The organism is Grimontia sp. AD028 (assembly GCF_000973155.1).
GTDB lineage: Bacteria > Pseudomonadota > Gammaproteobacteria > Enterobacterales > Vibrionaceae > Enterovibrio > Enterovibrio indicus.
In genome coordinates, this window is record NZ_LASY01000089.1 from 50,774 (window position 1) to 65,684 (window position 14,911).

Sequence of the window (14,911 nt, forward strand, 5' to 3'; positions counted from 1 at the left end):
GGTTATGAATAAGTTATTTAGCATGCTGACGTGGGTAGTAGGACTATCTATTGCGGTATCTATTAGCAGTGCAGTAAACGCAAACGAGTCTTCGGATGACACGCCAAAAGGTTGTATTGTCAGCTTGGAAACAGGTGCTGAATATTGTCTCCCGGTGGGACAGCGTTCAGGCTACTCCCTGCCAAGCTGGATCAAGTCCCATGAGGTTCGTGTTCAGGCGGAAGAAGGTGCAGCAGTGATGCTGTCTGATTGGGATAATCTTTCGTACAACCGTCTGGCGGTATTTTCGGGTACTGTCACCAACAGCGAACTGACTAATGTTCGTGCGTACAATGGCCAGAATCTAGACTTCTCAGCACCACGTTCTATGCGCGTTGTGGCCAGCAATGACAAACTGGGTTGTATTGTTAGCCTCCAAACTGGCGAGCGTTACTGTCTGCCTGTGGGTAAACGGTCTGGCTACTCACTCCCGAGCTGGATCAAATCTCACGAGGTTTATGTTCAGGCGTCTGAAGGGGCGGCTGTCATGTTGTCAGACTGGGATAACCTTTCCTATAACCGTTTAGCGGTATTCCCAGGTACCGTTGAAAACCAGAAACTGACCAATGTCCGTGCTTACAACGGCCAGAACTTAGATTTCTCAGCACCACGCTCGATGCGTGTTGTGGCTAGCAACGAGAAACTGGGCTGTATCGTGAGCCTAGAAACCGGTGAGAGGTACTGTCTGCCAGTAGGGCAGCGTTCAGGCTACTCACTGCCAAACTGGATTCGCGCGCATGAAGTGCGTGTTGAGCCATCAGAAGGTACAGCAGTCATGCTGTCAGATTGGGACAACCTTTCTTACAACCGTTTAGGCGTTTTTAACTGTGTGACGCCGAACAGCCAACTGGAAAATGTGCGTGCGCGAAACGGTCAGAACCTGGATTTCTCAGCACCACGTTCAATGCGTGTTTTGGAAGGTACCACAGCGTCTGACCAAATAATTAATGGTACGTCGGGTGACGATGTTCTTCATGGCTGTTCAGGCAATGACACCATTACTGGCTTCAAAGGCAACGACACCATTTACGGTGGTGCAGGTAACGACACTATCAATGGCAGTGCTGGCGATGATGTACTTTACGGCGGCTCGGGTAATGACACCCTTTACGGTGCGGGTGGCAATGATTCATTGTTTGGCGACGAAGGAAACGACGTCCTGCACGCGGGCTATGACGATGACATCGTCATGAATGGCGGAACGGGCCTTGATATCTACATCGGTAGTGAAGGTAACGACACCATGTTCTTTGATCAGGAAGATTTTTCTGATGTGAACTTCCTTACTGAGAACGGAAACATCTACAACGGTGATCGTGGCTTTGACCAACTGATTGTTACTGGTGATGCTAACGTCGACCTTACTGGTGTTTCATATGGTGTCACTTCTGGTCCTAAACCTATTGCTCAGGTTGAAGCGGTGATTGGCGCTGAAGGAAACCAAGCGGTGACAGTGAACGCTTTTGCGATTCATGCTCAGTCTGATGGTTTCCAGTCCGCTTCTCTGGTTGATCCAGGTGATTGGGACGGCTTTGTTGCCCATCTTGGCGCTGGTAACGACACACTGAATGTCGATGCCGGTATCTGGAGTTACGATGCAAATGCATCTGCGTCTGTTGCCATTTCCAATGAGATGATTGAGTTCATGGGTTTGAGCTTCGCGCAGGTGACAGAGCTCCGCGCTTACGTTTTCACCTATGCGGACGAAAAAATCACTATCTGGACGGATGCTGAGATCGTTAAATCTAACGGTAGTAACATCTAATTCAGAGCCCTAGTAATGTGAGCCCGGTACTTGGTTGTGCCGGGCTTTTTCAATTTTTGACGGCCATTTCCATCGTCGCGTATGTGATTGGCTGGGAGAGTGAATAATTCCTGAGTCAATTGCTCTCTTTTTGTTTAAAACGCGTCAGAAAAGTTCCAATGATGCTGCTGCTGAACCCCGCTCTAGTTCCTCTATTAGGTTAAAACTCATACTTAACTCATTACTATTTAAATAAGGGCTAGAAAGTGCTACTGAGATTAGCGTGATCTTGCTTCAACTCTATTGTTCTTGAGTGTCTTGTCATTAAAACTCTTGTCACATCAAGCGCGGAATGAATGTTAGTAATCTCATATATAAGCAAGCACTTGTAAATGAGGGTCTGCTATAGGAAAGCGGTAGATATATTCCAGCAGTTTCATTCGCGCCATATAAAACCAAGATCAAGATTATGAGGACATAGGTATGGCAGAGATCAATGGAACGACTAACGCAGATTTTTTGTATGGTGATGACAACAATCAAAATCTGTTGATGAATGGTGACTTCGAAGATTGGGGTAACGATTCGTCTGATCAGTGGGGTTTGTTCCAAGATCATCAAGTTGCAGGCTGGTACACGCCGGGCAGTATGAAAATCGAACTGCAACAAGGCGACTTTGGTGGCACGCCAACCAATTCCTCATCTAACACCGTGCTTGAACTGGATTCAACGGGTAACACCTGGGTCCAGCAAGACGTAGACGTCAGCAGCCTGACTTCTTCAGGTGATGCGTCATTGTCACTCTCTTTCGATTACGCAAACCGCTATAAAGGCGACAATCACTCGACCAGCCAGTTCGAAGTGAAGGTTATGGACAGCGATGGCAATGTCCTTTACAGCAAATACTTCGACAACACCCAGTCAAACGAAAGCTACCACAACTTTGAAGTCGACTTCTCTGTACCTGCGGGCACCACAGGTGTGACGCTGCGTTTCGAAGGTAAAGGTCAGTCTGATAGCTACGGCGCGCTGATTGATAACGTATCTTTGACTAATAATGCCAATGGCAGCCTGAACGATAAGATCAACGGCTTTGAAGGCAATGATTACATTGATGGCGGCCAAGGCAACGATACGCTGTACGGTGGCGAAGGTAACGACACCATCAAAGGTGGTGAAGGTGACGACACCATCTACGGCAACAAAGGTTTTGGTGTTGGCGAGCGTGAGCTGATGGTCAACGGCGGTTTCGAGTTGACTTACGGCGACAACGTTTCTAACCAGTGGGGCCTTTTCCACGACCATCAAGTCACAGGCTGGTACACGCCGGGCACGAATAAAATCGAACTGCAACAGGGTACGTTTGGCGGTACACCACAAAACGACGTGACTAACACCGTGCTGGAGCTCGACAGCCACACCAACACCTGGGTTCAGCAAGATGTGAATGTTTCAGGTCTGTCTGCTGATGGCGATGTGGTTCTGGATTTGTCATTCGATTACGCGAACCGCTACCGTGGCACAGATACAGCAACCAGCCAGTTTGAAGTGAAAGTGTTTGATAGTGCAGGCAAGGTGCTGTACTCCAAGTACTTCGATAACACTCAGGCGAATGACCACTACGAGCAATTCTCTACAGAAGTTGTCCTGCCACAAGGTGTTGATTACGTTACTATCCGCTTCGAAGCAGAAGGCCGTTCAGATAGCTATGGCGCGTTGATCGACAATGTTTCCCTGAAGCAAAAAGTGAACGTGGAAGACGACAACGACACCATTTACGGCGGCGCGGGTAACGACACCATTTATGGTGAGCACGGTGACGACGAGATTCACGGCGGTGATGGTGATGACACTATCTACGGCGGTAACGAAGCGAGCAAGACCTTCGATCTCGAGCACATTGACGGTGCGACGGTTTACAACCTGCAGGGCGAAGACACTGTGACTATTTCAGTCAGCAACTTCACCCACAGCGCAGCGTACAATAATAGCATCGGTTACTACGTGATCGACGAAAATGGCAACATCGTTCGTGCGGCAGTGATTGCGGACAACGTGAAAAACGTGTCAGACCTGAGCGTTGATATCGACGTATCTGGCGGTGTTTCTTTCGGTATGTTCCTGATTCCAGATGGCGACCGTAAAGGTTTCGATGTGGGCTCGGTTAACCTGAATCTGTCCGGCACAGCTTCAAGCATCACTCAAGGTACAGCAAGCTCAGTGGTTTATGTTTCCAACGCGGCAGAAAACGGCGATGGCAAAGACCATGAAAAAGTAGACGGTGATACTTCCAAGTGGGAAGACCTCTGGAATCTGGGTGATAACGACTTTAATGACACCACCTTCACTATCACTGTCGAGCAACAAAAACTGTACTCAGACAACGACACCATTTACGGCGGTAACGGTAACGACTTTATCCATTCGGGTGGTGGCGACGACGTGGTCTACGGCGATGCAGGCGACGACAACATTAACGGCGGCAAGGGTGATGACATCCTTTACGGCGGAGACGGTAACGACACCATTTTGGGTGGTCAGGGTAATGACACCATCTATGGTGGTAACGGCGATGATATCCTGCGCGGCGCAAGCGGTAGCGACAAGCTGTACGGTGGTGCAGGTAACGATTACCTTGAAGCAGGCTATGATGATGATTACATCCTGGATGGCGGCGCGGGTCTTGACCTCTACGTAGGTAGTGAAGGTAACGACACCATGTACTTCGATCAGGAAGACTTCTCTGACCTGAACTTCCTGAAAGAAAAAGGCACTATCTACATTGGTGACCGTGGCTTCGATAAGCTGATTGCTGACGGTGATGTAAACGTAGACCTAACCGGAAAATCTTATGGTTTGACTTCAGGTCCTAAGCCAATTGCACAGGTAGAAGCCGTTATTGGTGATGAAGGCAACCAGACTGTGACGGCAAATGCTTTCGCAATCAATGCGCAGTCCGACCCATTCCAGGCTGAGTCGTTGACTGACCCGGGTGATTGGGATGGTTTCGTGGCTTACCTTGGCGCGGGTGATGACACCTTTAACTTGGAAGCAGTTGGCTGGACTTACGATGCAGATGCAGTACCAACAGCTGAACTGTCAGCAGACATGATAGCCTTTATGGGTTTGACGAATACCCAAGTGGGCGAACTGGATGCGTACGTGTTTGAGCACAGCTCTGGTGAAACCATCACCATTTGGACTGACGCCGAGCAGGTCACACAAGACGGTAACGCACTTTTTGATGGTGGCAATATCTTTTAACAAGCACTCATCTCTGTGTTTGAGCCCGGCATTTGCCGGGCTTTTCTTATTCCGAAAGCACGTCACGATTGCTCTCAGGCAAGTAATCTTAGGAAAGGCTCTGTTGTTCTTCCAATATCCTAAACCGGCTGTGTTAACTATCTGGACACGATGCCGAGGAGCTGTATTAAACTAATTCTTTTGTAATCTTTCCAATGGCACTTCATTCATTATGCTTTTCAACCGTACTAATTCCACTCGCTGACTATATTCTGAATCTGCAATATATCTATTGTTTGAACCTGTCTTATCAATAAAACTTTTGTCACAGCAGTCGCTGACTTATGTTAGTTTTCTCGAATATGAGCATCTTCTAAAAAGCAAATGGATGCTCAATAATATTCATACCTTCATTTGTCAGCGTAACCTTAAATGGATGACGAGGACATCGGTGATGGCAGACATTAACGGAACTTCAGGCGCAGACACTCTTTACGGCGATATTGGTAGCGGCAGCAGCGATCAGAAAACCGGTGCAGTATTTGTGATGGGCGCTGATTTCAACATGGACAGTGGCAACTTCCACACTTGGTCTTTCCCGCCAACGCTCAGCTTCACAGGCTCTACGTCAACCGTGACTTACAATGATGACGATGGTCAGCTAAATGGTGATGACTACTGTAACGAAGTTTCTGACGACAAATCCCAGACGGTTTCTATTGATGGTCAGGAATATTCAGCGAACGTTGATTACAGTCTTAAATACTGCGACAGCGACGGCAATATATATACCTTTGCGATCGTTGATGTAGACTCAGATGGTAATGGCCATCACTACTGCAATATTGGTGAAAACGGCAAAATCCTGATCCAAATCGACGGTCCTGAAATCACCAGCGCGACTGACCTGACTTTGGTACCTAATTCCTACCAGAACGTTAGCAGCCTGAACTACGACGACATCACTGAGCCGCAAACTGTCAACCCAGCTGATCTGGATGACACCATCACAGCGGGCGGTGGGGATGACACCGTTTATGGCCTCAAAGGTAACGACCACATTTCCGGTGAAAACGGTAACGACAAACTGTTTGGCGGTGACGGTGACGACATCATCTTTGGTAACACTTCGACTCCAAACTTCAGTGACGAACCAACCGTTACCGTGTTCCAAATGGGTAAAGATTTCACCATGGACAGTGGTAACTTTCACACTTGGTCTTTCCCGCCAAAACTGGCGTTTGATGGCACCACCACGAAAGTGACCTTCCAAGACGATGATGGCGTGCTTAATGGTGATAACTACTGCAATGAGTATTCAGACGACAAATCGCAGACCGTGACCATCGACGGTCAGACTTATCCGGTTAACCTTGACTACTCACTGAAGTACTGCGATTCAGACGGCAACGTATATACCTTTGCGATTATTGATGTGGATCTGGATGGTAATGGCCATCACTACTACAACCTGAACGAGAACGGTAACCTGCTGTTGCAAATCGACGGCCCTGAAATTACGGATGCGACCGATTTATCACTGGTTTCCAATTCATACCAAAATGTTAACTCTCTCAACTACGATGATATCGCCATTGAGAAGACAATGAAGTCTAACGACAACGACTACATTGATGGCGGTGCAGGTAACGACACTATTTATGGTCAGTGGGGTGATGATGAGATCCATGGTGGTTCAGGTGATGACATCATCTACGGCGGGAATGTCGCAACGGAAACCATTGAAACCGATCCAACGGCGAAAGTGTTCGTGATGGGTGATGACTTCTCGATGCCATCAGGCGGTGAATTCCACACCTGGAGCTTCCCATCAAAGCTGGCGTTCGATGGCGGTATGACCGAGGTGACGTTCCAGGATGACGATGGCGTACTTAATGGTGACAACTACTGTAATGAGTATTCAGACGATAAAACCCAGACCGTGACCATTGGTAACAACACTTACGCGGTGAACCTGGATTACACCCTGAAGTACACCGACGGCACCAACGTATACAAGTTCGCAATCATTGATGTGGATCTGGATGGCAACAATCATCACTATTGGAACCTGGAAGAAAACGGCAAAATCCTGCTGCAAATCGAAGGCCCTGAAATTACATCAGCAACCGATTTGACTTTAGTTCCTCACTCCTACGAGAACTTGAGAGAGCTTGATTACACCGATTTCGCTGAAACCACTAAAGAAGTGACTGTGAGTGATAAAGACACCATCTACGGCGGCGATGGTGATGATTTTATCCACGCGGGTGACGACGACGATGTGGTCTACGGCGATGCAGGCGACGACAACATCAACGGCGGCAAGGGTGATGACATCCTTTACGGCGGCGACGGTAACGACACCATCTTGGGTGGTCAGGGTAATGACACCATCTACGGTGGTGCTGGGGACGATATCCTTCGCGGTGCAAGCGGTAGCGACAAGCTGTACGGTGGTGCCGGTAACGACTACCTAGAAGCTGGCTATGATGATGATTACATCCTGGATGGCGGCACGGGTCTTGACCTTTACGTAGGTAGTGAAGGTAACGACACCATGTACTTCGATCAGGAAGACTTCTCTGACCTGAACTTCCTGAAAGAAAAAGGCACTATCTACATTGGTGATCGTGGCTTCGATAAGCTGATTGCTGACGGTGATGTAAACGTAGACCTTACTGGAAAATCTTATGGTTTGACTTCAGGTCCTAAGCCAATTGCACAGGTAGAAGCCGTGATTGGTGATGAAGGCAACCAGACTGTGACGGCAAATGCTTTTGCTATCAGCGCACAGTCAGACCCATTCCAGGCTGAGTCGTTGACTGATCCGGGTGATTGGGACGGTTTCGTGGCTTACCTTGGTGCGGGTGACGATACCTTCAATCTGGATGCAGGTGGCTGGACGTTGAGTGAAGGCGCTGCACCTACGGCCGAGCTGTCAGCAGACATGATTGCTTTCATGGGTCTGACCAATACTCAGGTCGGCGAGTTGGACGCTTATGTCTTCGAAAGCAGTGCTGGTGCGACCATCACGGTATGGACAGATGCGGAGCACTTTACTCTGAATGGTGACGACATCATCTAAAACACATGACGAGACTGTCTGAAAATCCGGCCTCGTGCCGGATTTTGTTTTTGGTCATACTTAAGTCAGCCCTAATGTATGTCCGTATCTCATACTGTAAATAATCAAACATCAGGAAATAGACTGACTTTTGATTGATCATCCGTCGAAGGAATTGTCTCATTTTGTCTCGTCCCTGAATATTCCCCTGAAACGCGCGTCCAGCCCAGGCTCGATTTTTCGGTGCTTCTATTCTGAAAGTCTCTTCCGCTCCGGTCATGCTGTTCAGCCCTATTTGGTCAGTGCGATAAAAAAAAGCACAGAGGACAAAGGTATGGCAATTATTAATGGCACTAGCGGTGTCGATACGCTCTATGGCGACATAGAACAAAGCAATAATCTTCTTATCAATGGCGATTTTGAAGCCTGGGGTGATGATTCATCCAACACTTGGGGGCTGTTCGACGACAACCAAGTAGCGGGCTGGTACACACCGGGCACCAACAAAATCGAACTGCAACAGGGTACTTTCGGCGGTACACCGACGAACAGTGTGACCAACACGGTTTTAGAACTCGACAGTCACACCAACACATGGGTGCAACAGGATGTCGATGTCACCACATTGACTGAATCTGGCGACGCAACACTCAACCTTTCTTTTGATTATGCCAACCGCTATCGCGGCTCGGACACATCAACCAGTCAGTTTGAAGTCAAGGTGTTGGATAACGAGGGCAACCTGCTTTACAGCCAGTTCTTCGATAACACCCAAGCGAATACAAGCTACGTGAACTTTGAAATCGACTTTTCGGTACCTGAAGGGACAACGGGTATTTCGCTGCGTTTTGAAGCCAAGGGTACATCTGACAGCTATGGCGCATTGATTGACAACGTTTCGCTGACAACGTCTACCGTGGGTGATGTTAACGATACGATCAATGGCTATGAAGGCGATGACTTTATCGATGGTCTGACGGGGAACGATACCCTCTACGGTGGCAACGGCAACGATGAAGTCTATGGCAGCGAAGGCGATGACGTTATCTATGGTAACGATGGCTTTGATGTTAACGGCACCCGTGAACTTCTTATCAACGGCGATTTTGAAGATTACGGTAACAACACCACGAATCACTGGAGCCTGTTGGACGACCATCAGGTCACGGGTTGGTACACACCGGGCAGCAACAAGATTGAGCTTCAACAAGGCACTTTCGGCGGTACGCCACAGAATGACGTCACCAACACGGTTTTAGAACTCGACAGCCACACCAACACATGGGTGCAGCAGGATGTCGACATCACAGGTCTTGCCGAAAACGGTGATGCCACACTGTCACTGTCTTTTGATTACGCTAACCGTTACCGCGGTTCTGATACTTCTACCAGTCAGTTTGAAGTGAAAGTCTTCGACCAACAGGGCAATGTTATCTACTCCCAGTTTTTCGATAACACCCAAGCCAATGATCACTATGTGTCGTTTGCAGCTGACGTAATCATTCCACAGGGTATGGATTTCATCAGCATCCGCTTTGAAGGCAAAGGAAAGTCCGACACCTATGGTGCGCTGATTGACAATGTGTCTCTCAGACAAACACCAGACAGTGAGGGTGACGATGACATGCTGTTTGGCGGTGACGGTGACGACACCATTTGGGGCGAGCAGGGTGACGATTACATCGAAGGCAACGACGGTAATGATGACATCCGTGGCGGTACTGGGAATGACACCATTCACGGCGGCGCCGGCAACGATGTGCTCTACGGAAATGCGGGTAATGACATCATCTACGGTGGTGACGGAGATGACATCCTCAAAGGCGGTAGCGGCAGTGATGAGCTTTATGGTGGGGCAGGCAACGACATTCTGGAGTCTGGCTTCGATGAAGACTACATCCTTGATGGCGGCACAGGCTTGGATATCTATCGCGGCAGTGAGGGTGATGACATCCTGCTTTTCGATGCGGAAGATTTCTCAGACATCAACTTTATTAACGCCAACGATAATGTCTATCTGGGCGACCGTGGCTTTGATCAGCTGATTATTGAAGGTGATGCTAACGTTGATTTCACGGGTGTTTCTTATGGTGTTATTGATGGCGGCGAGAACCCCATCGCGCAGGTAGAAGCCGCGCTCGGTGATGCGGGCGATCAATCAGTCTCTATCAGTGCGTTTGCTATCCATGAGCAATCCGATCTTCCTCAGCCAACCACCTTTGTGGATCCAGGCGAATGGAATGGTTTTGTTGCTTATCTTGGAGAGGGCAATGATTCATTCAACCTGGAATCAGATGGCTGGGCTTACAACGCTGCTGGCACACCATCAGCCACACTTTCCGCTGAGATGATTTCCATTCTTGGACTGAGCGGCGCACAAGTCGGCGAGTTGCAGGCGTATGTATTTGACCATGCCGTACATGACACCATCACCATTTGGACAGATGCAGAAAGCGTCTATCAAGACGGTGTCAGCATCATCTAAATCGTGAGCAATCATGCAAACACTGAGCCCGGCAACCACCGGGCTTTATTATGCCCGTTGCTTTTCCTTCAATTGAGCAAGGGCAATGTCAAAGGTGTCCGCATCCATGTTTTCATCCAGCGCCCGACAAAGCAGGGCTTCCATTGTTTCCGGTGCCAGCCCGCCAATCGGTGGATCGGTATCCAGATTGGTTGGGAAGGCATAGCCATCTGCAGCGGCTGTGACGATGGCGGCTTTTTCAGACGATGACAGAGAACCGTTTTGCCAAATGGTACGGAGGGTTGGATAAACTTTGCGACAAATCGCCGCAGAGTCGACGGTTTCCATCGGCTTGGCGAAAGCTGAAGAGATTTGCAGTAGATTGGCACTGCGATGGAAATCTTCGGTGACGTTTGCACCAGCTGCATGAAATAAAGCAGGGTTAAAGAACACAGCGTCGCCCTTCTTCAAAGGCACCTGAATGTAGTGGGATTCGAAAAAGTCCTGGAAGGCTTTCTGGTGATAAGCGATATAGCCAAGTGGGTATTGTTGGGAAAAAGGCAGCAGCTTTGTTGGGCCACTTTCAAAAGGCATGTCAGTATGCGCCACTGCACCTTGCAACGTCAGCATCGCTGACATCTGCTGCGCATGTAACGGGTAACGAACCGTTTCTTCCGGTACCTGAAAACCAAGATGATAATCACGGTGCGAAACCTGCGCCTCACCACCGGGACGCACAATATTGACCTGTGCCGTGACCTGATAATGCGGCCCCAACCAGGCTTCACTGACTGAAGTCAGTAGCGGATTTTTGTAGTAATCAACAAAGGTTTCCGGGTCAGCTTCCGCACTTTTCTGGAACACATTCCAAATCCGACCGTTGGCTTGTGGACCTGTTTTACCAAAGTGGTCTCCTGCTCCAAATCCCTTCTCCGCTTCAAGGATCTTTTCAAACACCTTGCTCATTTCATCAATGATGGTGGTGTTGTCATAGAAACGTTTAATGGCAATCACGCCCGGACCATATTGCAGTGCATGAGCTATTTCGTCCTGAAAGGCTCCGACATTTGATCCCGCTGATCGCATGGCATCGCCATCAAAAATCACCACGTTATCAATGACGTCATCAGCCAAGGAATAATCGGCTTTGTTGGTGGATTGCGACGTACAGATCTTGCGAAAAACCTCAATGTCACAATTTGCTTTGCCGAAAAATGACAGTCGGGGAGGGGAGTGCAAATCCATAGCGTTACCTCTTTCGCTGAGTTGTGTCATTACGTTCTTTGTTTCACTATAGCGCGAATTATGAAATATAAATTTCACTTTGTTGAGAATTGAAAAATATGTTCTATTATTGGCAAGTGGATCTTCAACTATTACATGATCAGTCACGACAAGGAGCCGTTATGTCTGACTTGCTATCCAAACGCAGTCTTCCTGATGAAAAAGGGCGTTATCAGAACATTACTCCCACCTCTGCAGGCTGGAAATACGTGGGCTTTCAGGCTTACCAACTCGCGAAAAATCAAACGATTACCTTCAATGCCAGCAGTGACGAAGAGATCTGTCTTGTGCTGGTGGGCGGTAAGGCGAATGCTACTTTGGCAGGTGAATCACTGGGTGAAATTGGCGACCGTTCAGGGCCGTTTGAAAAGAAAAAGCCGTACTCGCTGTACGTCACTGCGGGAGACACTGCTGAACTGACTGCCACCACGGATGTTGAGCTTGCAGTGTGTCGCGCGCCGGGCAAAGGCACCTTTCCTTCTCGCCTTATCAGTCCTGAAGAAGTTGGCGCAGAAGCGAGAGGAAACGGCAATAACAAACGCTATGTACACAACATTCTCCCAGACAATGAGAACGCAGACAGCCTGCTGGTGGTGGAAGTCTATACTGACGAAGGCTGTACCAGCTCATACCCCAGCCACAAACATGACAGGGACGCACCGCCGGAAGAAACACACCTTGAGGAAACCTATTACCACAGACTGAACCCGTCTCAGGGTTTCTGCATTCAGCGGGTTTATACCGATGAGCGTGATCTGGATGAATGCATGGCTGTTTACGACGGCGATGTAGTTATGGTTCCCCGCGGCTATCACCCTGTGGCGACCATAGCGGGTTACGACAGCTATTACCTGAATGTCATGGCGGGACCAGTAAGAAAATGGTTGTTCACCTGGGAAGAAGACCATGCGTGGGTGAACAGTCCTGAATATGCCAACAAACACAACAATCAAAAATAGCAGTAGCAAAAGGAGAGGCCATGTTTAATATCGCGTTATTCGGCTGTGGGCGGATAGGGAAAGTCCACGCAGTGAATATAGACGCTCACCCGCTGACTCAAATCAAAGCGGTGATAGACCCTTATCATGAAGGCGCTGCCAAACTCGCAGATGCATATGATGCCGAGGTGATGACGACCGAAGAAGCTATGGCAGATCCGGATATTCATGCCGTGGTGATTTGTTCCGCGACAGATACCCATGCGGATTTGATTGAGCAAGCTGCGCGAGCGGGCAAAGCGATTTTCTGTGAAAAGCCGATAGACCTGAGCTTGGAGCGAGTCAGGGGGTGCCTGAATGTCGTGAATGAAAATAACGCCAAGTTACTCGTTGGCTTTAACCGTCGCTACGACCCTCAATTCCGCACTCTGAAAGATTTGTTTGAATCCGGCGCAATTGGTAAAGCCGAAACCTTGGTGATCACGTCTCGCGACCCGTCGCCACCACCAGCTGAATACGTGAAAGTATCCGGCGGCATTTTCCGCGACATGTCGATTCATGATTTGGACATGGCACGTTTCATCATGGGTGAAGATCCGGTTTCAGTATCAGCGCACGGCTCATGCTTGGTAGACCCAGCGATTGGTGAAGCTGGCGATATCGATAGTGCCGTTGTGGTCATGCATTTCGAATCCGGTGCAATGGCAACCATCATCAATAGCCGCCGTTCTGGTTATGGCTACGATCAACGTATCGAACTGCATGGCAGCAAAGGCATGCTGAAAGCAGGCAATGTTCGCGAGCATCAGGTTGAACATTGGGGCGACGAAAACTGTGCTGCAGCTAAGCCTCAGTACTTCTTCCTGGAAAGGTACAAAGAGGCTTACATTGCTGAATGGCAACACTTTGTTGATGTACTGGAAGGCAAAGCAGAGCCGCAATGTACTGGCGTGGATGGCGAATTGGCCCTTTACCTCGCGGAATGTGCGCTGGAATCGCTGGAAATGCACCAAACGGTGAAAGTGAATTAATCCCCCAAGAAATAAGAGGACGCAGTCTCATGATTGCGTCCTCTTTTTTTTGCGCGAAGCGCAATTAATATGTATAAATATACAGTATTAGTGTTCACACAAAATACGGGGAAAACATGGAACGTTGCAGCTGGGCGAATGTAAGCGAACTGGATCAGAAATATCACGACGAAGAGTGGGGTGTGCCTGTTCATGATGATCAGCAATTGTTTGAAATGCTGATTCTGGAAGGCGCGCAAGCAGGATTAAGCTGGACCACCATTCTCAAGAAACGTGAAGGTTACCGAGAAGCCTTTGATAAATTCCACATCGAAACCGTAGCAGCTTATGACGAAAAGAAAATCGCCGAGCTGTTGGAAAACCCAGCCATCGTCCGTAACAAACTCAAAGTGAATGGCACTGTGATTAACGCCAAGTTGGTGTTGGAAATCCAGAAAGAGTTTGGCAGTTTCAATGAGTACATCTGGCAGTTTGTGGGTGGGAAGCCCATCATCAATCACTGGGAAACCTTAGGGGATGTCCCAACTTCCACACCCGAATCTGATGCTATGAGTAAAGCGCTGAAAAAGAAAGGCTTTAAATTTGTAGGAACTACTATTTGCTACGCGTATATGCAAGCGACGGGCATGGTGAACGATCACCTGACAAGCTGTTTCCGCTATGGGGTGGATGTCTCTTCCTGAGTCCGTTTCAGCCGACGCTCTTCTTTACTTTGTTGCCAAGCAGCTTCTTGGGCTTGCTTGGCATGAGATATCTCAATCGCTTCTTTACCGTAAACCACGTCGGTTTGCATATGTTTATAGAGGAAATACCCCGCTAAAACCAAACCTATGAGACCATAGTAGGTCGCCGCGATATCTTGGTGGCGCTTTTCGTAAAATAAACACCCGGAAAGTACGACGCCCATCGGGTAAGCAATGATCATCAGAATGAAATAGTACAGGTAATTTGAGGCTGCCGGCGCTTCACCCATTCTCGGCTCCCTTTCCCAGTATTGATGTCAATACCAATCGTAGTAAATATCTGCTCATCCTAGCTTGTTAAAATGCTCGATAACTGCGTTGAAAAATTTGATTGTAGAATAACTACTTATCGAAATTT

The 14,911-nt window shown here is 48.5% G+C and carries 9 protein-coding genes; 7 read left to right on the top strand and 2 right to left on the bottom strand.

Translation table 11 applies throughout. From position 1 onward, the window contains the following. The first annotated feature begins 4 nt into the window (after positions 1-4). The 4 genes from RN22_RS18570 to RN22_RS18590 all read left to right on the top strand — a co-directional run bounded on the left by RN22_RS18570 (position 5) and on the right by RN22_RS18590 (position 10,578). Positions 5-1,804 carry a calcium-binding protein gene (locus RN22_RS18570; protein WP_231590927.1) on the top strand — a complete coding sequence of 600 codons (1,800 nt, stop codon included), beginning with the start codon at positions 5-7 and terminating at the stop codon, positions 1,802-1,804. 462 nt (positions 1,805-2,266) lie between these two features. Beyond that, entirely contained in the window at positions 2,267-5,047 is a 2,781-nt protein-coding gene (locus RN22_RS18575) for a DUF4114 domain-containing protein (protein ID WP_046306565.1), read from the top strand. Positions 5,048-5,480: 433 nt separating this feature from the next. Further along, entirely contained in the window at positions 5,481-8,114 is a 2,634-nt protein-coding gene (locus tag RN22_RS18580; protein ID WP_046306567.1) for a calcium-binding protein, read from the top strand. Positions 8,115-8,427: 313 nt separating this feature from the next. After that, complete coding sequence (locus RN22_RS18590; protein WP_046306571.1) at positions 8,428-10,578, top strand: calcium-binding protein; 2,151 nt, start codon at positions 8,428-8,430, stop codon at positions 10,576-10,578. Positions 10,579-10,626: 48 nt separating this feature from the next. Here the strand turns inward: RN22_RS18590 and RN22_RS18595 are convergent, their stop codons facing one another. Further along, positions 10,627-11,802, bottom strand: a complete 1,176-nt coding sequence (locus RN22_RS18595) for a phytanoyl-CoA dioxygenase family protein (protein WP_046306573.1) — start codon at positions 11,800-11,802, stop codon at positions 10,627-10,629. Between the two features lie 161 nt (positions 11,803-11,963). Here RN22_RS18595 and iolB point away from each other — a divergent pair, with 161 nt between their 5' ends. The 3 genes from iolB to RN22_RS18610 all read left to right on the top strand — a co-directional run bounded on the left by iolB (position 11,964) and on the right by RN22_RS18610 (position 14,493). Then, complete coding sequence (gene iolB, locus RN22_RS18600; RefSeq protein WP_046306576.1) at positions 11,964-12,800, top strand: 5-deoxy-glucuronate isomerase; 837 nt, start codon at positions 11,964-11,966, stop codon at positions 12,798-12,800. A 20-nt stretch (positions 12,801-12,820) separates the two neighbouring features. Further along, entirely contained in the window at positions 12,821-13,810 is a 990-nt protein-coding gene (iolG, locus tag RN22_RS18605) for an inositol 2-dehydrogenase (protein WP_046306577.1), read from the top strand. A 116-nt stretch (positions 13,811-13,926) separates the two neighbouring features. Then, a complete protein-coding gene (locus RN22_RS18610) occupies positions 13,927-14,493 on the top strand; it encodes a DNA-3-methyladenine glycosylase I (protein WP_002540153.1) in 567 nt (188 codons plus the stop codon). Here RN22_RS18610 and RN22_RS18615 read toward each other — a convergent pair. Continuing rightward, positions 14,469-14,783, bottom strand: a complete 315-nt coding sequence (locus RN22_RS18615; protein ID WP_046306579.1) for a hypothetical protein — start codon at positions 14,781-14,783, stop codon at positions 14,469-14,471. The two genes, RN22_RS18610 and RN22_RS18615, sit on opposite strands and share 25 nt — an antisense overlap. Between the last annotated feature and the right edge of the window lie 128 nt (positions 14,784-14,911).

Coding starts and splice junctions, on each gene's coding strand:
- RN22_RS18570 (WP_231590927.1), top strand. CDS start 5: ATGAATAAGTTATTTAGCATGCTGACGTGGGTAGTAGGACTATCTATT.
- RN22_RS18575 (WP_046306565.1), top strand. CDS start 2,267: ATGGCAGAGATCAATGGAACGACTAACGCAGATTTTTTGTATGGTGAT.
- RN22_RS18580 (WP_046306567.1), top strand. CDS start 5,481: ATGGCAGACATTAACGGAACTTCAGGCGCAGACACTCTTTACGGCGAT.
- RN22_RS18590 (WP_046306571.1), top strand. CDS start 8,428: ATGGCAATTATTAATGGCACTAGCGGTGTCGATACGCTCTATGGCGAC.
- RN22_RS18595 (WP_046306573.1), bottom strand. CDS start 11,802: ATGGATTTGCACTCCCCTCCCCGACTGTCATTTTTCGGCAAAGCAAAT.
- iolB (WP_046306576.1), top strand. CDS start 11,964: ATGTCTGACTTGCTATCCAAACGCAGTCTTCCTGATGAAAAAGGGCGT.
- iolG (WP_046306577.1), top strand. CDS start 12,821: ATGTTTAATATCGCGTTATTCGGCTGTGGGCGGATAGGGAAAGTCCAC.
- RN22_RS18610 (WP_002540153.1), top strand. CDS start 13,927: ATGGAACGTTGCAGCTGGGCGAATGTAAGCGAACTGGATCAGAAATAT.
- RN22_RS18615 (WP_046306579.1), bottom strand. CDS start 14,783: ATGGGTGAAGCGCCGGCAGCCTCAAATTACCTGTACTATTTCATTCTG.